Genomic DNA, 22,892 nt, shown 5'->3' on the forward strand with positions numbered 1-22,892 from the left:
GTGATTCTGGAGTATATGGAACTGAGACAATATTATATTTTTTCAATTCAAAATTTTTAACAGGTTACAGAGAAAATTATAGTTATACTGTTTTAAATAATGAAGGAACTCTAAAGTCGAAAATTCCAAAATATGAGAAGCATATGATTAATAATAAAAATCTTGTCGAGTTAGAAAAAGAACTTCAAAATTATATAAAGTATATAAACAGAAGAACGTTGAATCAGTGCTAACGAAAAATGAAACTATTAATTTAGAAGCAACTTCACACAAATAAAATGCCTAATTCATCAACAATTGCAAAAAAATCTCAATTTGAATGGAAAAAATTTAAGCAGTTACAAAATCCTGAATTATTCTTCTTTTTTATATCTATTTTTTTTAATACTTTGATTTTACGCACTAACATTATTTAATTATTTGACCAAATGGTACAAAACATCAATTTTCCCTAATAAATGCAAGTGCTTAGTTTGACTAAAATGATTAAAACTCTCGAAAAGAAAGCGTATGATGTGTCCAATTTGTTTTTTGAGTGCTCAATTTATGTCCAACTGGTTTCCCAAATGGCGTCCTTATTCTGGCAGCATTGATGCAAGACCTGTCGGTACCAATGAGTATTTACCTCCTGCGCAAAGTGTCGTTTTAGGGATTCAACACGCATTTGCCATGTTTGGTGCAACTGTACTCGCACCCTTTTTAATGGGCTTTGACCCAAACCTTGCCATTTTAATGTCAGGGATTTGTACCATATTATTCTTTATTGTTACGGGTGGTCGTGTTCCAAGTTACCTAGGTTCAAGCTTTGCCTTTATTGGGGTCGTAATTGCCGCTACTGGCTATGCTGCATCAGGTACAGGTACACCAAATGCAAATTTAGCTGTTGCAGCTGGCGGGATCATGGCATGTGGTGTGTTGTATGCAATGTTCGGCTTGCTCGTCATGGCAACGGGGACCAAATGGATTGAAAAACTCATGCCACCAGTGGTGACTGGTGCAGTGGTCATGATCATTGGTTTAAACCTTGCGCCTGTTACGGTGAAAGGTGTCGCTGGCAATGACTTTAATATGTGGATGGCCTTGGTCACTGTACTGTGTATGGGTTCAATTGCTGTATTCACAAAAGGGCTATTACAACGCTTATTGCTCTTGGTTGGGTTGTTATTGGCTTATTTGATCTATTTCATTGTTGCAAATGTAATGGGAAATGGAACACCGATTAATTTCACGCCTATTCAACAAGCCGCATGGTTTGGTACACCCACTTTCCATTCACCTGTTTTTGATCTCAATGCAATGTTAATTATTGCCCCGATTGCTTTAATTTTAGTGGCAGAAAACTTGGGTCATATCAAAGCAGTCAGTGCCATGACTGGCGAAAACCTAGATCCACAAATTGGTAAAGCTTTTGTTGCAGATGGTATTGCAACCACGCTTTCTGGTGGTGTCGGCGCACCTGGTATGACCACCTATGGTGAAAATATTGGTGTAATGGCCGTTACGCGTGTTTATTCTACGATTGTTTTTGTCATTGCTGGTATTTTTGCAATTTTCTTAGGGTTTTCACCTAAATTTGGCGCAGTTATTCATACCATTCCAACGGCGATTTTAACAGGTGCTTCAATCGTGGTCTTTGGTTTAATTACCATTGCAGGTGCGAAGATTTGGATTGAAAATAAAGTCGATTTTTCTCAAAATAAAAACTTGATGGTTGCCGCAGTAACAATCATTTTAGGAACAGGTGACTTTGCCCTTCAATTTGGTGATTTCAACTTGGGTGGTATTGGTACTGCAACGTTTGCAGCATTGATTCTCAACTGGTTCTTTAGCTTAAAAGATAAATCATAATTATAAATTGAACCTATTTTAAGCAGCCAAAAGGCTGCTTTTTTTTATTTTATATAATGTGAGCATCTACCCACAAATAAACGTTTTTTATTTCTTGGAGCGAGGTCTTACTCGCTACATTTGGATGATCAAGTTCTTTTAACAAGTATTGAAACGCTGCTTTTTGTTCAGGATATACATCTATCGCTTGTGCCACAGTATCGTTTAAATTGCCTGGCCATCCTTCTATATTGTTCAATGTCAAAGGGAGCAGTCGTATTATCCGTTTAATTAAAGATTTTTTAAGGTTGATTAATTCTTTTGCTGTTTGATCAGATGCATCTAATATACGTAAATAACCTTGTATATCTGCATCATAACCACTATTTATCGCCTTAATTACATCTCGATCAATCTGAACATCGTTAAAAAGCGCAGATAAATCTTCTCCATAAATGTGCTGACAAAAGAATTTGATCCATGCTCCCCAACTTTGTAGGGAATGCTCATTTAAAACCTCGTCTAGAAAACCAATATCGACATCAACTTTAGGCAGAAATGGGTGTAAAACCTTAAGATTTGCGCTTATTTCAGCAATCGTTTCATTTAAATTTTTAGGTTTATTTTTAAAAACAACACAAAGGTCTAAATCTGATTGACCGATAATTGCAATGCCTTGAGCGACACTGCCATAAACATAGATACTATGTAAATCTTCGGCAAAGCTGCGACTAAAAGCGTTAATCACCTCTTCTAGCACGGGCTGAAATGCTTTTTGAATCCTCATTGATTGAAACATTCATCCATTTTTAAATTTTCTCAAACCAACATCATACTGCTTATATAGCATTTATTTTGTATTTCAATATTAAAAAGCCCAACTGTAATCAATAGACAATTGGGCTTGGGCGATTTTATCATGGGTTCTTAATGATTATTTTATAGACTGACCAACAAGGTTTTCTGTTTATTCACGTTCTAAAAAAGTCTTTAAACAAGGAGAAAAAAACAAATTCCCTTGATACATTCCCCGCAAAGTTTTGCTCATCACCATCACCCACAACATCATCAAAATTGCAGCAAATGCTAAGCCTGTATCTACAATAAAACTGAGATGCAATTGGTGACCTAAACTCAATATTGCCAAGGTAAATACACCCAGTGGGAAAGTTAGCCCCCACCAACCGAGATTAAATGGTAGCTCGGTTGCCGCATGTTTGAGTGTGGTTAGAACTGCGATTGCAACCCACCACACACCAAAGCCAAGCAAAATAAAACTTGCCACAATCCCAGCATTTTGAAAGAACACACCTAAATTTTCTAACTGAATCAATGCCAAAACTTGAGGAGCCTGAGCACCTAGAACCAACAGTGCCAATGCACCTGTACCAATTGGCCCTAAAGCTAACCAGCTCGTAATTGCCAACTCTTTGCTCGGCAATTGATGTACAGCCAAACGTAACATCAGAATGGTGAGAATCCCAAAAGCAGGCAATACAGACATCCCCCACAGCATATAACTGGCGAATAAAATAGCCACTGCCTGTTGACTAGCATGCATATGCGCTAAAAGTAAGCCGCCTGATGTTGCTGCAACTTCACAGGCCACAATTGGCAATAACCACATTGCAGTCATTGTATGCAATTGATGATCTTGTTTATGGAACATACAAAATGGTACCAGCACCCCGATACCCACCGCTAAAACTACATCGACGTACCACAACAACTGCGCAATTTGGAACGCAACATCACCATACATAGGTATGCCATATTTTAAAAAGCCATTTAGTACCGTTGCCAACCCCATTGGAATTGCACCTAAAAAGAGTGCCATTGCGGGATGGGAAAAAATCTGCTTCGCTTCTTGAGGATAGATGAGCCAGCGTAGAACATACAGTATGATAAATACAGTAAACAGTAGTGTGTTGAACTGCCATAAAATAGTTGCCAGCTGCCATAAAAAATCAGATGCAAACGGAAACTCAGGCAAGATCAGTGCAACAACCCCTGTTCCCATGGTCATGGTGAACCAGTTTGGCGTAAACTGTCGAATCACATCACCTGTTTGTTCAAGTTGGTAAAATGGCTTTTTCATCGCTTCATCCTCATTTCAGCAGATAAATTGATTATAAAAGCATCCTTTAATAAATAAAATTGATTTAATTTCATAAAATGAATCAATTTTACTGATATAAAAGTATTCTCAGTCATTTTTTTCTGGATAAAAACACAACAACAAAGACGAAACTGTGAGATTATGGCAATATATAGTCCTTTCAAATTTTAAGCTTATTTTGAAACCATGCAGCTGTTACGTCTAAATGCCTTAGCACCAAATTTTCAATTGCCCCAAACCGCTGTGACGATTGGCAATTTTGATGGTGTCCATTTGGGACATCAGGCGATGGTTTCTCAACTCAAAGAAGTGGCTAAAGCCCAAAATTTAAAAACCTTGGTGATGATTTTTGAGCCGCAACCTTTAGAGTTTTTCAAAGGTTATGAAGCACCACCACGGATTTCATCACTCAGAGAAAAAGTAGAATATTTATCTGAATTGGGTGTCGATTATATTGCTATCGCTAAATTTGATAATCAATTCCGTAGCTTAAGTGCAGAAAACTTTGCAAGCCTGTTAAAAAACAAACTCAATGCGCAAAGTTTGATCTTAGGTGATGATTTTCACTTCGGCAAAGACCGTCAAGGCAATAGTGAATTTTTAAAACAATATGGTTTTGATGTCACCAATCTCAATACCATTGAATTTAATGGCGAACGTGTCAGTTCAACCCGTATTCGCCAAGTTCTCCAAGCGGGTGACTTATCACTTGCAGCAAAATTATTGGGTCGTCCATACAGCATGATTGGTCGTGTGCAATATGGTGATCAAATTGGTCGTACTTTGAATTTTCCAACCATCAATGTTCGACTTGGCCGTCATAAACCCTGTTTAAGTGGTATTTATGCTGTTGATGTTATTTGCGAAAGCACCTCATTGACACAGAAAGTCAAAGCTGAGAACCCCGATAAAATCGGTGTTGCTGGTTATCAAACAGATGCGTTATTTGGTGCGGGCCATGTGGGAACACGCCCTGCAATCAAACAAGAACATCCAGAATGGCGATTAGAAGTACATTTTCCAAATGTTTCTGCTAATCTGTATGGTCTGTTAATGCGGGTCACTTTCCTCGACTATTTACATGGTGAATTAAATTACCCATCACTTGAAGCGCTTCAGGCGGGAATTGATGATGATGTCGAGCGTTTGCTTGAGTTTCGCAAAAACACCCCCAAATTTCCTTTTTAACTTAAACTTTTATTGTAAAACGCGTCAGCAATGGTGCTGATAATATTGGATGACAACTTGCATGAGCGATAAGCAAACTTCTGAAAATGCAGTGGATTATAAAGCCACGCTAAACCTACCAGGTACTGAATTTGCAATGAAAGCAAATCTCGCAGTACGTGAAGCAAAATGGTTAGAAGAGTGGTATGCCGACAACATTTATCAGCAGATTCGTGCTTCGCGTATTGGCAAGAAAAAATATATTCTGCATGACGGTCCTCCATATGCAAATGGTTCATTGCATTTAGGTCATGTCGTCAATAAAGTTTTAAAAGACATTATTGTTAAAAGTCGCACTTTAGATGATTTTGACGCACCTTATGTTCCAGGTTGGGACTGTCATGGTCTACCAATCGAGCTCAAAGTCGAAGAAAAAATCGGTAAAGTTGGCGTAAAAGTTGACGCATCGACTTTCCGTAAAGCCTGCCGTGAATATGCATATACCCAAGTCGAATTACAAAAAAAAGACTTTGTTCGTATGGGCGTGTTTGGAGATTGGGATAATCCATATCTCACCATGAACTTCAAACAAGAAGCAGATATTGTTCGCGCGCTCGGTGAAATTGCCAAAGCAGGCCATATCGAACCTGGTCTAAAACCAGTGAACTGGTGTATGGATTGTGGATCATCACTTGCTGAAGCAGAAGTGGAATATGAAGATAAAAAATCTGATGCAATTGATGTGGGTTTCGGTGTTGTAGATCTTGCTGATTTGTCTGCAAAAGTTGGTGTCAGCGTTAGTAATCCAACAGATATCGTGATTTGGACAACGACACCGTGGACATTACCCGCGAACCAAGCAGTTGCCTTACATGCAGATATTGCCTATCAATTGGTGGAAGTTCAGTCTGAGCGTGGCACACAAAACTTAATCTTAGCCAAAGATTTAGTTGAATCTGCATGTGAACGTTACAAACTTGAACAACCAAAAGTATTGGCTGACTTTGTTGGTGCGACGCTCGAAAACTTACAATTACAACATCCATTGATTGTAGATCGTCAAGTACCTGTAATTTTAGGTGAACATGTCATCGCAACCAGTGGTACAGGTGCTGTGCATACTGCACCTGGACATGGTGTGGACGATTATAAAGTTGGCTTAATCTATAACTTAAAAGTAGAAAACCCTGTAAGTGGTAATGGTGTATATTTACCGACTGCGCCTCTTTTTGCAGGCGAGCACATTTATAAAGCCAATCCAAAAATTATTGAAGCATTAACAGATGCTGGCAAACTCTGGGCGCATCTGCCAATTAAGCACAGTTACCCACATTGCTGGCGTCATAAAACACCAATCATCTTCCGTGCAACCCCACAGTGGTTTATCAGCATGGATGCGAATGGGTTACGCCAAGATGCTTTAAATGCGATTGAAAATGACATCGACTTTGTCCCTGATTGGGGTAAAAACCGTATCAAGTCAATGATTGAAGGCCGCCCAGACTGGTGTATCTCTCGTCAACGGACTTGGGGTGTGCCGATTCCATTCTTTGTACATAAAGACACCAATGAATTGCATCCTCGTACCGCAGAGCTCATTGAAGATGTGGCGAAGCTCATCGAAAAAGAAGGCATTGATGGTTGGTATAACCGTGAAGCCAAAGCATTTATCGGTGATGATGCTGAACAGTACAATGCTGTTCGTGACACACTCGATGTATGGTTTGACTCAGGTACAACGCACTATGCAGTATTGCGTGAACGTGCAGAACTGCAAGATCCTGCTGATTTATATCTTGAAGGTTCTGACCAACATCGTGGTTGGTTCCAGTCTTCATTGCTCACGTCGATTGCGATCCATAAACGCGCACCTTATAAAGCCCTGCTTACGCATGGTTTTACCGTGGATGAAAAAGGTCGTAAATTATCAAAATCATTGGGTAACTTTATCCCACTTGAAGACATCATCAAGCAGTTAGGTGCTGATGGTTTACGTTTATATGTTGCATCAAGCGATTATCGTTATGAAATTGCCGCAAGTAACGAAATCTTTAGCCGTGTAAGTGACAGCTATCGTCGTATTCGTAATACTTTACGTTTCTTATTGGCAAACTTGAACGGCTTTAAACCATCAACAGATGCGTTACCTGTAGACCAATTGATTGCATTGGATCAATACATCTTACAACGTGCAGCAGATGTACAGAAAACCATTCAACAAGCTTATGAAGATATGAACTTCCATGTCGTCACCAATGCTTTGACCAGTTTCTGTATCAATGATTTGGGTGGTTTCTATTTAGACATCATCAAAGACCGCCAATACACCACTAAAGCTGATTCAACAGCACGTCATTCTGCTCAAACCGCGTTGTATCATTTGGTTCAAGCCTTTGTTCGTTGGATGAGCCCTATCTTGAGCTTTACAGCACAAGAAGCGTGGCCATTGATTCCAGAGCAAACTGAAAAATATGTATTTACAGCGCATTGGTATGATATTCCAGTGGCATCAAGCACCAACTTGATCTCTGAAGCAGATTGGCAAACCTTAATTGAAGTCAAATCTGCGGTTAATAAACAGATTGAGACAGCGCGTAATGCGAAATTAGTCGGTAGTAACCTGTCTGCTAAAGTTGAACTTTGGGCAAATACAGACCTACAAAACGTCTTGAAGCAATTGGGCGATGAGCTTCGTTTTGTCTTGATCACCTCTCAAGCAATTGTTTATGACTACGCTGAGCAAGGTGAAGCAACAGAGCTTGAAGGCCTACGTGTTAAAGTTTCTGCTGCTGAAGGCGAAAAATGTGCACGTTGCTGGCATGTCCTTCCAGATGTGAATACACATCATGCACATCCAGGGCTTTGTTCTCGTTGTATTATTAACCTTCCTACAGGTCAAGGTGAAGAGAGAAAATATGCCTAATCCGCAAAATAAAAAGGGCTTATTACAGTTTTATCCGCATAATTTGATGTGGCTTGGACTTTCTGTCCTTGCCATTATCATTGACCAATGGACAAAAAATATTGCAAGTGCAGAGCTGACTTATGCTCAACCTGTACCTGTACTGCCCTTCTTAAATTGGACATTACTGCATAATTACGGCGCAGCATTTAGCTTCTTGTCTGATGCGGGTGGTTGGCAGCATTATTTATTCACAGGCCTTGCAGGCGTTGTATCGATCATCTTTATTTTTTGGCTTATGCGTATGCCAAAAACCACGCTGATCTTACCTGCTGCAATCGCATTGATTCTTGGCGGCGCATTGGGGAATTTAATTGATCGTGTGACATTAGGTTATGTGGTCGATTTTATTCATTTGCATTACCAAGGCAGTAGTTTTCCTGCATTCAACATTGCCGATAGTGCGATCACTCTCGGTACGATTTTATTGTTAATTGATACCTTCTTTTTAGAAAAGCATCGTATTCAACGTGCGGAAGCGCAAAATGACTGAACAAATGATTAACCCCAATGACGAAACGCGTGTTGCGGATGGCTCAAAAGTAGAACTGCATTTTTCTGTTGCTATCGAAAGTGGTGTTGAAATTGATAACACACGTAGCCGTGAAGAGCCTGTAAGCTTAGTGATCGGGGATGGCAGTTTATTGCCAGGTTTTGAAAAAGCCTTATTTGGTCTTCGTGCAGGTGACCGTCGTACTGTTAGCCTTCCACCAGAAGATGCTTTCGGTCCGTGGAATTCTGAAAATGTGCAAAAATTCGATACAGTAAAATTCGAACAACGCCCTGTTGAAGGCCACATGATTGAGTTTGAAGACAAAGCCAAACAAAGTCTATTTGGCGTGGTTAAAACTGTCGGTGAAGACATCACTGAAGTGGATTTCAACCATCCACTCGCAGGTAAAAATATCACTTTTGAAGTAGAAATCTTCAAAGTTACTCCTGCGGGTCAACAAGGTGTGAAAATTATGTAAGCCTTTGCTCATATAATATTTAAAGCTCCTTCGGGAGCTTTTTTATTGATACAAATACCCACTTCAAAAAGGTCAAGACAAAGCAAAATCCACAGCAGCTTGCACATGGATCGACGTTGTATCAAACAGCGGAACAGAAAACTGAGTATCTCCAATGAGCATACAAATTTCTGTACATCCCAAAATAATGCCTTCAGCACCCTCTAATATTAGCTGCTCAACAATATGGATGTATTTCTGACGAGATTCTTCCTTGATCACACCTAAACACAATTCATCATAAATAATATTGTGAACCATCTGTCGATGCGCTTGGTTAGGCACCAGTACATTGATGCCTTGTTCTTCTAACCGATGCTTATAGAAGTCTTGTTCCATGGTAAATTGAGTACCTAACAAACCGACTTTGCCAATATTCTGATTTAAAACTTCTTTTGCTGTTGCATCAGCGATATGAATAAATGGAACTGAGACCGAGCTTTCAATAGCAGAAGCAACTTTATGCATGGTATTGGTACACAGTAAGATCCCTTCTGCCCCTGCTTTCTCCAACTGAATTGCCTTCTCTTTTAAATACAGTGCTGCATCGTCCCATAAACCTTGACGCTGTAATATTTCTATCTCAGCGAAATCAACACTGATTAAAACAATTTTTGCAGAGTGTAATTTTCCTAATTTTTGTTGAACGCTTTTATTCAGCTGCTGATAGTACAAGTCTGTAGATTCCCAACTCATTCCACCTAATAAACCAATCGTTTTCACTTTTTTTGCTCACTTAGAATTTTCATCTTTTCTAGGGTATTTTGATATTTCATAAATGGTTTACGTTTTAGACTAAAATTGAGCAAGTCAGGCATATGATCAATATCAATCAAGTTACTTTTGTTTCAAGCCCATATATTTTCCAATACAAGCACTTTAAATATCCAGTGACTATCGTACGATATCGTCGTAATCAAGCCTTCATTGTTTCAATTTAAATCTCGTCTTACTCATCACTGAAACAATCTACACGATATCGCATATTTGTATGATTATTCAGCTATACTTTGATCTCATTTCAGCTCTTTATGATTCGCATGCGCCTAGACTTCTTCGATTTGCAACTGTTTATCAATATCGTGGACACAGGAAGCCTCACCAAAGGCGCAGAACGCTCGTCGATTTCACTACAGGCAGCCAGTGAACGTATTAAAAAACTCGAACAACAATATGCCACAAGCCTTTTTACCCGCCATGCCTCTGGGGTCAAACTCACAATTGCAGGTCAAACTTTTGCAGAACAGGCTTTACGTCTAATACAACAAAGTAAACAGCTTGAACAAGCGATGTCACCCTTCGCAAAAGGTCTAAGCACACAGATGACTTTGTGGTGTAATTCATCTGCACAAAGTGAATATCTGCCCTTATTACTTCCTCAGTATTTAGTTGAAAACCCACATATTCAGATTGATCTACAGGAAGCTGAAAGTAATGAAATTATTCAGACCATTGAAAAAGGCAATGCAAAACTCGGCTTAATTTCGAGCTTTTTTAATGCACATCAATTACAAACTTTAGCCTTTTCAGATGATCCGTTAGTGCTGATTTGTCCATCAAATCATGAATTAAGCCAGCGAACAGAGCTCAGACTGGTCGATACTCTGAACTATGCCTTTGTGGGTTTAATGCAATATCACTCTCTACAGCAGTCGATTGAAAACCAAGCCAAATTGCTCAATTGTGCAATTCAGTATCGTTTAAGATTGCCAAATTTTGCTGCGATCGCTCAAGTGGTTGCGAGTGGTGTCGGCATTGCCATTATGCCCAAACGGGCAGCAATGCGACTCAATCAACTCTATGCATTTGATCAAATTGAGCTAGTTGGAGAATGGGCAAAACGCCAACTACAATTGGCTGCTCAAAATTTTGATGAACTTCCAACAGCATATCAACACTTTGCCCAATTTTTAATTTCACAAAAATCGAAACTGATTTTAGCTTAAAGACTTAAGCACCACGCTGATATTCATTTTTTAAAACTAACTAAATCACTATCATCTGCTTTGATTTTTTCAGTTTACCCAATATGGTCATAGCTTCACACTTGCGGAAAGCGTGATTAAACGGCCATTTAAGTCCACGAATTAGATCACGCCAAATTGATGCAATACTGAATATAAGCCAAAAATCACCAAGCCACAGAAGAAAACTTTACGAAATTTTTGATCTGGAATACGATAACGAATTTTTGTTCCCACCCACATTCCTATTAGTGCAGGCACCAAAGCAATAAGAGATAACTGATAATCAATTGGCGTATCTTCAACAGGATTTTGATGTAAGAAAACAGCAAGGCACAGTGTTGAAACGGTAAATGCTAAACCTAAAGATTGAACCAAATCATCACGCTTTAACTGCAAAGATTGTAAATAAGGGACCACAGGAATCACCACCACTCCCGTGGCAACAGTTAAAGCACCGCCTAAATATCCAATGATTGGCGAAAGCCATTTTTCATGCGGTGCAAGATTTGGCATACGTTTGGAAAACAAACCATAGAGTCCATACAATGCCAGCATTCCCCCCAGTAATGCTTCACTATGAAAACCACCACTAGAGTGCCCTAAAGTTGGGAAAACACTCCAAATTGAACCGATCATAATCCCCAATAATAAGGGATAAAAACGGCGAACCAACCGCCATACATGACCTTCAGCAAACAATTGCCAAAAGTTGGTCACCATAGATGGAATGATCAATAAAGTTGCGGCTTGGAATGGGCTAATCACAAGGCTTAAAAGTCCCATTGAAACGGCAGGCAAGCCGAGACCAATTGTGCCTTTAATCATGCCTGCAATTGCAAATACACCAATTACAAATCCCATCATGTCCGTTTTACCTCAATATTCTGAGGCAATGCTACGCCAAAGCTTTGCTTTGAAATATCACTGTTTTTAGGATAGAGCCTCAAGCAATAATTGAGGCTTGATGTTGAGTGTTTTGGTTAAGCGTCTAAGAAAAGAATTTACGATCATTTTACGTTACTCAAGTAAGCAAGCTTTCTATAATTTTTTTACCTCATTTGGATCTATTCACAATGAATATGTCGCTTGCCAGTTCTACAAAAATATTCCCCACAGCACTGATCTTAGAAAATCAGGGCATGCATGATTTCAACAAAGAAATTCAACAATATTTAGAAGATTATCCAGAGACCCAGTTTATTGATATCTGCTTACATGATCTCAATGGTCATCTTCGTGGTAAGCGTATTGAAGTAAATGCCCTCCACCAATTGCAGAAAGGCTGTTATTTTCCGTTGTCTATTTATGCGATGAGCTTGGATGGTCAAGTGGTTGAAGAAAGTGGGCTGGGAAAATATATTGGGGAACCCGATCGCTTATGTATGCCCGTCTTGGGCAGTCTAAAGCCTTGTGCAGATCAACCCCATCAGCATGCCCAGCTGCTATTAACCATGAAATCCGATGATGGTTCAGATTGTGTGATTGAGCCTCGCAATATATTAAAAAGAATTTTATTGACACTGCATCAGATGCACTATTTTCCAATGATGGCCGGTGAAATCGAGTTTTATTTGTCTAAAAATATCCAAGATGCCCCGTTTTCTCCCCAACCTGATCCGCTTTCTACCCAATGTTTCGATGTCGATACTCCGCATAATTTTCAAACTGTCATTCAACAAATTGAATTAGAAGCAAAACGACAAGATATTGATTTAACAGGTGTTGTAGCTGAAAGTGCTTCTGGACAATTTGAATTGAATATTCAGCACAGTGACAACATTTTAAAACTGTGTGATGACATCATGAGTATTAAACGAATGATTCGTCAAATTGCGATGCAACATGGTTTAAAAGCCAGTTTTATGGCGAAACCAAATATGGCGAAAGCAGGCAGTGGCATGCACTTTCATATGAGCATACGCAACCAATGGCAAGACAATCTTTTTAAAATAGATCAGTTAAAAAATCCAAACCCCATCATGCACAAAGTGATTGCAGGTTTACTTGACTTAATGCCCGCATCCATGGCTATTTTAGCACCCAATATTAACGCATTTCGCAGATTTCAACTTGGCAATCATGTTCCACTCGAAGCCAATTGGGGCTTCAATAATCGCAATGTTGCCATTCGCATCCCCTGTTCAGATCAGGACAATCAACGCTTGGAATATCGTGTTGCGGGTGCAGACGTCAACCCTTATTTGTGTGTTGCAACCATTCTGACAGGTGTACTGCATGGCTTACATGCATCACTGGATTTACCTCAATCAATCCAACAAGTAAAAGTGATCAACTCACAGCATTTCTTACCCTCTCATCAGCTTGAAGCACTGCAATTATTTGAAAAACATACAGTCTTTAAACAATATTTTGGTTCAGATTTTATCCAATTATGGTGTGCATGTAAAAAATTTGAATATCAATCTGTCATCAATAAAATCACAAATGCAGAATTGGAATGGGGCATATAAAGGGCTGATTTAAAAATTCTAATGCCTTAAATCAAAATAGTATGATGACCATAAATTAACAGTGATCAATAAAAAAATCCCTTTTATATAAAAGGGATTTTAAGCAGCTTAGACTGAATTGCGTTAAAGCTGATTATGCTTTAAGTATTGAAATAAATAACAATTTAGAAACTATTTACACACGACTTTAAAAAATGCCAGATTAATTTCATCATCATCAATATCACTTGGATCTGAATCTTGCGGATCGCTATTGATCAATTGACCATTTTTTTTATAATCTTCAACCAAAGTGATATTTGTCGTACGATCAGCACATTGGTCTAAATTATGAGAAAGTGTATAGTCACCTTTTTTCATATCCAGTTCTTCACTGTCTGCATCAGCAACAAACTTAGCCCAATAATTAACCGTTTTGTCTTTTTTCACAATACGATCGGTGTCTAGATAAAAACTACCATCCTCATCTTTGACAATAAATTTCCAATTTTCTGCAAGTGCATACTGACTCAACATTGTTGTAATGCAGATTAAAATAATTTTTTTCATACCGTTCTCTAAAATAAATATTTTTATGGGTGAAATTGAAATCACATCACCGTTATGGACGGATTTCTTTTAATTCTCTTTGGATAAAGTGCTGAATCATTTCCCGATAAAGCATTTCCACCAAATCAGGGTTGGTACCAACATCTATGGCTTTCTGACGTACTTTATTAATTACTTGTTGTACACGCTCTGGAGACTGTACGTCGTCTACATTACGTTTAAATCGGACAGCTTGATCAACATAAAATTGGCGGGTTGCAATCAGCTCAATCAGTTCCTGATCCAACTGATCGATTCGATCACGTACTTGTTCTAATGATTCACATTTCTCTTTTTTAATCATCTGTTTTTTCTGCATCCTGTGCTTCTATATGATGTTGAGCGCGTTCCAACTCATTCTCGGCTTTATACTTCTGTTCTAACACATTACTAAAAATACTTTCAATCATCCAAACCCGATATAGGCTATTAAAAACGTAACGCTTTCCTTCAATACGCAATTCTAAAACAGGAAAATCAGGCTGATGCTTCTCTGCACATTGCTGATCATTGGCTGCTAATAAAGCTTCAACATCAGTATCGGTTAGATTTTCAATCCCTAAATCATGTTGCATTTGCTGTAAATGCGGCTTGAATGATAAATCACGCCCTTTGGTCCAAACCGCTTGTAAAATGTCATACATCACATCTACACGTTGCTCTTCTGGTACGCTGTAATAAAGCTTTGCCATATTTAAGGTACTTTCAGCAGTCGGACGACAGAACGGGGTAAATTTCACTTCTGAACGCTTGGAAAGACGGGTCGCCAAACTCCAATCAAAAAAGTCCCGACCGTGATAACTCAGTGGGAATAGGTTCAATTGAATATTATAATAATTTGCGAGTTCTTCTTTGATATATGCCAATAATAACCAACTGATTGGGTCTTCTAAGGCAATATATAAATCAAGTTCAGGATGCATGGCCTGAATTTCCGCCAGCTCTTCCGCATCACTCATCAAATGCTCACGCCATTCAATGTGATTGATCAGAAAAATAGGGTTATCAATCAATAATTTTTGTTGTTTTAAACGACGAGTCAACCGTAATAAATCATCCACTGCATGATATTTACGTCCACCAAATTCAAAATAGCTTTCTAAAATTGGGCTTTGACCAAAAACACGTTCTGGAAAATTTTGTGGTTTTTGATGCTGACTAGCCATCACGAATAAAGTGCGCAATTTGCCATACTGCTGTTGCCACAGCATATGGAATACATCTTCGAGTAAATAAAGAAAATTTTGACCGGTCAGCGGTGTATTTCTAAGGATTGTTTCCGCTTGTTGTAATGCTTCTTGAGTTGGTTGTTCTGGTTTTTCATCATCATAACTAAAGCGATGTTGATTGGCTAAGATTTTGGCGTCTTCTAAACTATAATTGCGCCATTCCTCTATAGTCATGCCATTGGGGGGTTCTGCTGCGGTATTGGAAATAATCACCTTAAGTGGCTTTAAATCATCACTTAAAAGATCTTCCAATTGGGTCAGTTGCTGTACAGCAAGATAACTATAAACATCATCTAAACGCAGATAAATACTCAGTCCCTGTTCCGTAGATAACACCTCTTGACGAATCGGCTTTTGGTAAAACCAACTCGATCGGATTGGATCAAACCAACGGCGTAACAGTGACATGCGTAGAGCCTCGAAATAAGCACTGAAAAATAAAAGAAAATCTGATTGAAACTCGCTCAAGCATACCATTCATTCACGGGTGATGCTGAGAAAATTAATTCTAACCAGTCATAACAAAACTTATAACAATTTGAATCTGAATGATCAATATCCCAAAACTCGATAAAATTTAAATCGTTAGGTCAATGCAATAAAAAGCACCCAATTCATGAGTGCTTTTGTTTTGTTTGGGAATCTTATTTTAACGCTTAGATTTCACGCACCGCACCTTTCGACGCACTGGTGGTATGCATAGCATAAGCTTTTAATGCTTTTGAAACCTTACGTGGACGTTCTTCAGCTGGCTGCCAACCTTTTTCGTCTTGAACTTTACGGCGTGCAGCTAAGGTTGCATCATCAACAGCGAGATGAATTGTACGATTTGGAATATCGATTTCAATCAAATCACCATCTTCAACCAATCCAATAACACCGCCCTCAGCAGCTTCTGGCGATACGTGACCAATGGAAAGACCTGAAGAACCACCAGAGAAACGACCATCTGTAAGTAAAGCACATTCTTTACCTAAGCCTTTCGATTTTAGATAGCTGGTTGGGTAAAGCATTTCTTGCATACCCGGACCACCGCGTGGACCTTCATAACGGATGACAACCACATCACCAGCTTTGATTTCATGACCAAGAATTGAATCTACAGCAGCGTCTTGGCTTTCAAAGACACGAGCCGTACCATTAAATTTCAGGATTGAATCATCTACACCCGCAGTTTTTACAATACAACCATCTACAGCGATGTTTCCGTACAGTACAGCCAAGCCACCGTCTTTAGAGAATGCATGTTCAGCATTACGGATCACACCTTTTTCACGGTTACCATCTAAAGTTTGATAATAACGGTTTTGTGAAAATGCTGTTTGAGTCGGAACACCGCCTGGTGCTGAACGGAAGAACTCGTAAACCTCTGGATCTTCGGTACGAATAATATCCCATTTATCTAAGGCATCTTTCAACGTATTTTCGTGTACGGTATAGACTGATGTATCCAATAGGCCTGCACGATCCAATTCACCTAGAATTGACATGATACCGCCTGCACGATGGACATCTTCCATATGGACATCTTGTTTTGCAGGCGCAACTTTACACAACACAGGCACTTTACGCGATAAACGATCAATATCGTCCATGGTAAAATCAACACCTGCTTCATGTGCCGCAGCCAATAAATGCAATACGGTATTGGTTGAACCACCCATTGCAATATCTAGCGTCATCGCATTTTCATAAGATGCTTTGGTCGCAATTGAACGCGGTAATATGGTGTAGTCATCTTGTTCATAATGGCGCTTTGCCAACTTAACAATCAATTGACCGGCTTTTTCAAATAATTTTTGACGATTTGCATGGGTTGCTAAAGTTGAACCATTACCCGGTAAAGATAAACCAAGGGCTTCTGTCAAACAGTTCATTGAGTTGGCTGTAAACATACCTGAACATGAACCACAAGTTGGGCAAGCTGAACGCTCGTATTGTTTTACTTCTTCATCGGTAAAACTATCATCAGCAGCAACCACCATTGCATCAACGAGATCAATCGCATGTTCTGTACCACGGATTTTAACTTTACCCGCTTCCATTGGGCCGCCAGACACAAATACCACAGGAATGTTCAGACGCATTGCCGCCATTAACATTCCTGGTGTGATTTTGTCACAGTTAGAAATACACACCATGGCATCTGCACAATGCGCATTGACCATGTATTCAACAGAATCTGCAATCAAATCACGCGAAGGCAATGAATACAGCATGCCGTCATGCCCCATTGCAATACCATCATCGACTGCAATCGTATTGAATTCTTTTGCCACACCACCCGCTGCTTGAATCTGTTCAGCAACCAGCTGACCTAAGTCTTTTAAATGCACATGACCAGGGACAAACTGAGTAAATGAGTTGACTACCGCAATAATCGGTTTACCAAAATCTTCATCTTTCATTCCTGTTGCACGCCATAAGCCACGTGCACCAGCCATATTTCTTCCATGTGTCGATGTTTTTGAACGATAGTCAGGCATTTGTATTTCCAACATTGTTTGAGCTTGAAATGAATATCAATTCACTCTGGCTAAATAAAACTGATATAGCAATAAATCAGTCGAAATATGAACACATCATACTATAACTTAGCATATAACCAATGATCTTGAGCATGATCTTTTTTTAAACAAGACGTGTCTATTGATATTCCAACAAGCTTTATAGATAAATAAAACATTAGAATTTAATATAACGCTATCGTGTTGGATAAAATACAAAACTTCTATGAATAATTTTTTATTTTTTAATAAAAAATATTTATCATTTAACAAAATTCACTAAATTTTATTTTATAAAAGGCTTCAAAAAGAAGCCCGTTCATTCATTTTTGCACAGATTATTTCTGTTTAATCAAATATAAGCCTGTACATTGTTTGCCTTCACGGTCTGTACAAAGCTCCGCTGTTTTGGCAGATATCCATTTTAAACTTAACCGGATATCAGTATTACTATAATCCACAGGCGCACCACCACAACCGGCTTTTTTGTTGTCTAACTTAACTTTCATGGCTAAAACATCCAAAGCCTGAGCATTTTCATTTCTTAATATTGCAAAATCACCTGTCATTCGCTTTTGCTTTGTGGTGTAGGTAAATTGGTCATGCTGAGTAAATTAATAGCTTTCGGTATATTGGGCCTTCGCATTATACACTGTCCAAGTTCCCCCAAAAATCCTTGGTCAAATTCACCTGAGTTTTATCAAAGGCTTGTGTTTGTATAGCAAATCCAAACCCAAGCAACGCTAATACTATCTTCTTCATCATTTTTATCTCAATACATTCAAATTAGATTTTAGAGCTAAGTTAAATGAATAGGTTTATTCTTTTTAAAGCGTTTCATCAAAAAATTTGATTAAACACTTTCTTTAAAAAGTGTGTTGTTGATGTTTCTGGATTAGTCAACTTGGCAATCGATCACATCTGGTTGTTTATGATTTATTTCAAAACAAATCATCATTGTATAAGCCATAACTGTGAACAATTTAAAACGCCCGATGAAATTCATCGGGCGTTTGCATGCAATAAAACTCAACCTATGTGAAGAATAAGCACCTTCTTTCAAACTGAATTCATTTGATTATGCATTCAGTTTTACCAAGTGATGTTTACTCGGCGATTAGGTGCTAAACATTCGACCAATTGAATTTTTTTGTTCATTCCATTGCATTTCTGATACACGTCAGTTTTATTTTCTGCTGAGAATTGAATTTGATCAGCAGGAATTCCCTGTTGTTTCAACAAATCTACAACGGTATTGGCTCTCGCTGCTGATAAACGTTGGTTATACGGGAAAGAACCTAAACGGTCAGTATAACCTGCAACAAAAATCTTACTGTTCCCATCAGCTTGCTTAATTTGATCGGCAATTTTGCTAATCACTTCAGGATTTTTTACCCCGCTTTTATCTGAATGATCAAAATAGAATAAAACACTGGCTGATTGGCCTGTAGGGGATAGAGCCGTTTGTTCTGTCGCGGATTGGTTATTGATGCCCCAAGCCATCAGACCTTGGCACTGTTCACCTTTCCAATATAGATTTTCTGAACGGTAGTGCTTATCAAAGTCTATGCGCAACTGGCAACGTTTATATTGATTTGAGCTCGGCTCTCGAACATCCAATACGTAGTTCCAAGTTTTAACAGCAAAAAGGCCTTCAGAAAATTGTGGATTCCCCAAAACATGGCGAATCTGATCTTTGCTTAAACCTTTATCTAAACGTGCCACGTCATCATATTCATAACGATTCACTTGCTTTAAATAACTGTCTTTCACTTCAGGAAAATGAATTTCTTGGGTATTTGATGTTTCAACTTCAGCAGCATGACTCAATGACATCACAAGACCACTGAATACACTGAACATAATTTTTTTGTTAAATGCTTTCATTTTTTCTCTCTTAAAAATTTGCGAAGAAAAAGGAAGACCGTTCGATCTTCCTCGTCTCGTGATTAGTCAATTACACCACTGATACCAATACGAACACTTGGGTCGCCTTGAGATGCTGCCGCAACACCACCTGTAATCGACCAACGTCCATTGTCTGCAGTTTTACGTAAGGTCACACCTACCGCATTCTCACCACCATGGTATGCCGCACCTGCAGCATAGGTATACTTACCTGGAATATATGGTGCTGATTCAAGTGCCATTGCTGCTGCAATACCCGCATTGGCTTTTTTCTCAACATCATCAATCCGGTTATTGGTAATACGGAAAGCGTTGTCTAACTTGTTGCTGACATTGTCAATTTTGCTATTCAATGCTTGATCCGCTTGGTTCAATGCATCGATTGCACCACCGACATTGTTATACTTAGAGTCACCTACATTGTAAGTAGGTGCAGTGAAGCTACCCGTAATATTGTCATAGCCTGCACCGCCACCAAGATAATTCACAACTGCTTGGTTGGTGGTATTCAATTGGCTACCGTTGACTGCATCTTTTGATGTTGCATTCACTGCCCCATCTTTAACACCTGTCACAACACGGTTACCATCTTTACCCGCCACACTCACACTGGTACCACCAGTATCTTTCGCAACTGTAACTGTTGCATCCTTACCTGCTTGTTGAACTAAGCCGACACTACCATTGTTAATATCATTTTTGATATTGCTAATATCAGTTGAGTTTTGATCAACCTGTTGCTGAACATTCCACAATTGACCGCCATTTACAGCATCTTTCGAACTTTGACTAACTGTACCATCTTTTACATTGGTAAGAGTTGTGCCATTTGCCCCACCACCGAGTGTGATCTTGTCTTTTGATGCATCGTCATATTTAACAGCATTATTGGCAAGCTCATTCACAGTATTATTCACATTACCAATTGCGCTATCTAACTGCCCTTTATTAACTGCATCTGTAGCATTTACAGCATTTGCCACATTGGTAATTGTTTTATTACCGGCATTAATACCTGCCACCGTTACACTTGGTCCACCGGCAATGCTTAATCCTGTGTTGTTTATCACAACCGCATTATTACCAATTGAGATTCCAGCATTATTGAGAACCGTATCACCTGCTTTCACAGAATCAACTGTTAAATCTTTTGCTGTTGATACTTCATAGTTGTCTGAACCATCAGCATTTTTGCTCTTATTCACAACAATATTCTGACCATTAGAAACAGTCGTTTTAGATGTTGTTGCTGCAGAACCAATAGCTTTATCCAATGCTGTTAATGCATCACCAACATTCGACTGATTACCTTGCGCAACATTATAAGTTGGTCCAGTAATGGTGCCGTCAGCATTGACCTTCGCATTACCACCCAAACCATTTACAAGTGCGTTTTGAGTGGTAACAACTTGGTTACCAACAGCCTTTAACTGCGCTACGTTTACAGCATCAGCATCTGCGCTACCCGCAGCAACACCAGTAATTTGACGATAAATGCCGCTTGCCGCATCACCAACTGCTACCACACCAGTTGTTGATGTTGTATTGCTAATCGCTGTTTTGTCTGCACTTGTTGCAGCTGACAACGCATAACCCGCAACACCTGCACCAGTCGTCGCTGCTGAGCCATTACCTAACACGACTGAACCTGCAACTGTTTTGGTCACATTGTTTCCAAGTACAAAAGTATCATCTGTAAGCACTTGGTTATTATTACCCACAGAATAACTGTTCGCACCATCAACAATAGTCGGGTCACCAATCGCACCAGAATGGTTACCTTTCACTTTGTTGCCCGTACCAATACTGATTGATTGTGTACCTAGTGCCTCAGCACCTTGACCAATTGCAATCGATTGTTTGCCCTCAGCTTTTGTATTGTGACCTAATGCAACAGCACTGTCTGCACCCGTTGCCACAATTGCATTTACACCAATCGCTGTAGAGTTTAAACCACCCGCACTTGAGTCATTGGTTGTTCCCAAATCACCTTTCGACATATCGGCATTGGTATGGAAGAACTTAATACCATCTGTATTCATCTTCTGTACTGTTTGACCAATCGTCAAGCGATCTGTGGTCTCCTGACCTTGCTTATCATAGGTTAAGAACAATGAATCTTGGTTCTTATTGTCAGGTTTTGTATTTACAACTTGGTCAATAATATTCACTTTGTTGCCATTACCATCCACAACTTCAGTGATATTTTTCGTGACAGCTTGCTTCAATTGTTCTTCAGTCGCAGCTCTACCTTTAGTTGCAAAATCACCAGCAGTAATATCTTTATTACTCAATCCTTCAATTGTGTCACTTGTCTTATTAACAACAACATTACCTACAGTCACTTTGTCGAAGTTTACGTCTTTCGCTGTCGCAACTTGATAGTTACTTGAACCATCTGCATTGGTACCAGCAGTTACTACAACATTGTCTCCTGCTGTAACTGTGCTCTTCGCTTTGGTTGCTGAATCTTTAACGCTATTGATTGCACCGTCAATTGTGTTGGAACCTGTACCACCAATGTTATTGGTGGTGATTGCACCTGTCGTTGCATCAATTGTGGTTGATCCACCAATCACATTTTTAACGCTATCTGCAACACCGTGTAATTGGCTACCGTTGATTGCATCTGTTGATGTAGAGTTAATAGCACCCGCTTTAACGTTGCTGATTGTGGTTCCAGCTGTACCTGCAAGAGTTACGCTGTCATAGTTTGCACTACCATCAGCATTCTTGTCGTACTTCACTGCAAACTTATCAGTCTCACCTTGCGATGCATTCAGAGTATTGATCGCTTTGTTGATGCTAGTTTCTGTGTTGCCACTACCATCTTTAACTGTCAATGCTGTGTTATCTACACCTGTAATAGTATTGCCTGAACCATCTTTAACTGAGATGCCATCTTTACCGATCACTGTAGAACCATTTGTACCATCAGTTCCATCGTTCACTGTAATACCAGTTAAGTTATTGAGGTTTTTATTTAACTCAATCGCAACTTGACCATTTGCAACCTTCGTAGTGATGTTGCTGTCTGCACCGACAACTTCAACTGCTTCGCCTAACTTCTTGTTAACCGTATTACCATCTGCTGCTTTTAAGCCAAAGCCAGTATTAGTAAGACCTGTACTTAAGCT

At 39.2% G+C, this 22,892-nt stretch carries 17 protein-coding genes and 2 pseudogenes; 8 read left to right on the plus strand and 11 right to left on the minus strand.

All coding sequences use genetic code 11. The features are described from left to right. Together GJV03_RS21645 and GJV03_RS18965 are read left to right on the plus strand one after the other, a co-directional pair. Nucleotides 1-233, plus strand: a pseudogene (locus GJV03_RS21645) (hypothetical protein); the annotation flags it as partial. Nucleotides 234-546: 313 nt separating this feature from the next. Then, the gene (locus GJV03_RS18965) at nt 547-1,848 is read left to right on the plus strand and encodes a solute carrier family 23 protein (protein WP_004718863.1); all 1,302 of its coding nucleotides are present in this window, start codon (nt 547-549) and stop codon (nt 1,846-1,848) included. A gap of 49 nt (nt 1,849-1,897) precedes the next feature. On the opposite strand, the gene GJV03_RS18970 is transcribed toward GJV03_RS18965, so the two are convergent. Continuing rightward, nucleotides 1,898-2,614, minus strand: a complete 717-nt coding sequence (locus GJV03_RS18970; RefSeq protein WP_154130840.1) for a nucleotidyltransferase domain-containing protein — start codon at nt 2,612-2,614, stop codon at nt 1,898-1,900. A gap of 180 nt (nt 2,615-2,794) precedes the next feature. Continuing rightward, the gene (locus tag GJV03_RS18975; RefSeq protein WP_151957664.1) at nt 2,795-3,925 is read right to left on the minus strand and encodes a TDT family transporter; all 1,131 of its coding nucleotides are present in this window, start codon (nt 3,923-3,925) and stop codon (nt 2,795-2,797) included. Between the two features lie 207 nt (nt 3,926-4,132). Here GJV03_RS18975 and ribF point away from each other — a divergent pair, with 207 nt between their 5' ends. The 4 genes from ribF (at nt 4,133) to GJV03_RS18995 (ending at nt 9,046) form a co-directional block, all read left to right on the plus strand. Further along, nucleotides 4,133-5,134 (plus strand): riboflavin biosynthesis protein RibF, encoded by a 1,002-nt coding sequence (gene ribF, locus GJV03_RS18980; protein WP_004718869.1) that lies wholly within the window; start codon nt 4,133-4,135, stop codon nt 5,132-5,134. A gap of 61 nt (nt 5,135-5,195) precedes the next feature. After that, complete coding sequence (gene ileS / locus GJV03_RS18985; protein ID WP_004718871.1) at nt 5,196-8,036, plus strand: isoleucine--tRNA ligase; 2,841 nt, start codon at nt 5,196-5,198, stop codon at nt 8,034-8,036. After that, on the plus strand, nt 8,029-8,568 hold the full coding sequence (gene lspA, locus GJV03_RS18990) for a signal peptidase II (RefSeq protein ID WP_004718873.1): 540 nt from the start codon (nt 8,029-8,031) through the stop codon (nt 8,566-8,568). Before ileS ends, lspA begins: the two co-directional genes overlap by 8 nt. Next, nucleotides 8,561-9,046, plus strand: coding sequence for a peptidylprolyl isomerase (locus GJV03_RS18995; RefSeq protein WP_004818226.1), 486 nt, complete (start codon nt 8,561-8,563; stop codon nt 9,044-9,046). Before lspA ends, GJV03_RS18995 begins: the two co-directional genes overlap by 8 nt. Nucleotides 9,047-9,118: 72 nt before the next feature. Here the strand turns inward: GJV03_RS18995 and GJV03_RS19000 are convergent, their stop codons facing one another. Continuing rightward, nucleotides 9,119-9,808, minus strand: coding sequence for an aspartate/glutamate racemase family protein (locus GJV03_RS19000; protein ID WP_262782121.1), 690 nt, complete (start codon nt 9,806-9,808; stop codon nt 9,119-9,121). Nucleotides 9,809-10,125: 317 nt separating this feature from the next. Here GJV03_RS19000 and GJV03_RS19005 point away from each other — a divergent pair, with 317 nt between their 5' ends. Beyond that, nucleotides 10,126-11,031 (plus strand): LysR family transcriptional regulator, encoded by a 906-nt coding sequence (locus tag GJV03_RS19005; RefSeq protein WP_096732446.1) that lies wholly within the window; start codon nt 10,126-10,128, stop codon nt 11,029-11,031. 141 nt (nt 11,032-11,172) lie between these two features. On the opposite strand, the gene GJV03_RS19010 is transcribed toward GJV03_RS19005, so the two are convergent. Further along, nucleotides 11,173-11,916, minus strand: a complete 744-nt coding sequence (locus GJV03_RS19010) for a sulfite exporter TauE/SafE family protein (protein WP_154130841.1) — start codon at nt 11,914-11,916, stop codon at nt 11,173-11,175. 209 nt (nt 11,917-12,125) lie between these two features. Between GJV03_RS19010 and GJV03_RS19015 the strand changes: the two genes are divergently transcribed. Next, complete coding sequence (locus GJV03_RS19015) at nt 12,126-13,523, plus strand: glutamine synthetase family protein (protein WP_154130842.1); 1,398 nt, start codon at nt 12,126-12,128, stop codon at nt 13,521-13,523. Nucleotides 13,524-13,694: 171 nt separating this feature from the next. Here GJV03_RS19015 and GJV03_RS19020 read toward each other — a convergent pair whose 3' ends face one another. The 7 genes and pseudogenes from GJV03_RS19020 to ataA form a co-directional block, all read right to left on the minus strand. Further along, entirely contained in the window at nt 13,695-14,072 is a 378-nt protein-coding gene (locus tag GJV03_RS19020) for a surface-adhesin E family protein (protein ID WP_004718881.1), read from the minus strand. Between the two features lie 52 nt (nt 14,073-14,124). Then, the gene (locus GJV03_RS19025; protein WP_016539541.1) at nt 14,125-14,415 is read right to left on the minus strand and encodes a chorismate mutase; all 291 of its coding nucleotides are present in this window, start codon (nt 14,413-14,415) and stop codon (nt 14,125-14,127) included. Then, complete coding sequence (locus GJV03_RS19030; protein WP_105713944.1) at nt 14,408-15,748, minus strand: hypothetical protein; 1,341 nt, start codon at nt 15,746-15,748, stop codon at nt 14,408-14,410. The genes GJV03_RS19025 and GJV03_RS19030 overlap by 8 nt, the downstream gene beginning before the upstream one ends. A gap of 248 nt (nt 15,749-15,996) precedes the next feature. Then, complete coding sequence (gene ilvD / locus GJV03_RS19035) at nt 15,997-17,826, minus strand: dihydroxy-acid dehydratase (protein WP_004718884.1); 1,830 nt, start codon at nt 17,824-17,826, stop codon at nt 15,997-15,999. A 359-nt stretch (nt 17,827-18,185) separates the two neighbouring features. Further along, nucleotides 18,186-18,416 carry a hypothetical protein gene (locus GJV03_RS21835; RefSeq protein WP_252720746.1) on the minus strand — a complete coding sequence of 77 codons (231 nt, stop codon included), beginning with the start codon at nt 18,414-18,416 and terminating at the stop codon, nt 18,186-18,188. A gap of 523 nt (nt 18,417-18,939) precedes the next feature. Then, entirely contained in the window at nt 18,940-19,734 is a 795-nt protein-coding gene (locus GJV03_RS19045; RefSeq protein WP_154130843.1) for an OmpA family protein, read from the minus strand. A gap of 62 nt (nt 19,735-19,796) precedes the next feature. Then, nucleotides 19,797-22,892, minus strand: a pseudogene (gene ataA, locus GJV03_RS19050) (trimeric autotransporter adhesin AtaA); the annotation flags it as partial.

The sequence above is a fragment of the Acinetobacter sp. RIT698 genome, from assembly GCF_009668065.1.
Lineage (GTDB): Bacteria > Pseudomonadota > Gammaproteobacteria > Pseudomonadales > Moraxellaceae > Acinetobacter > Acinetobacter guillouiae.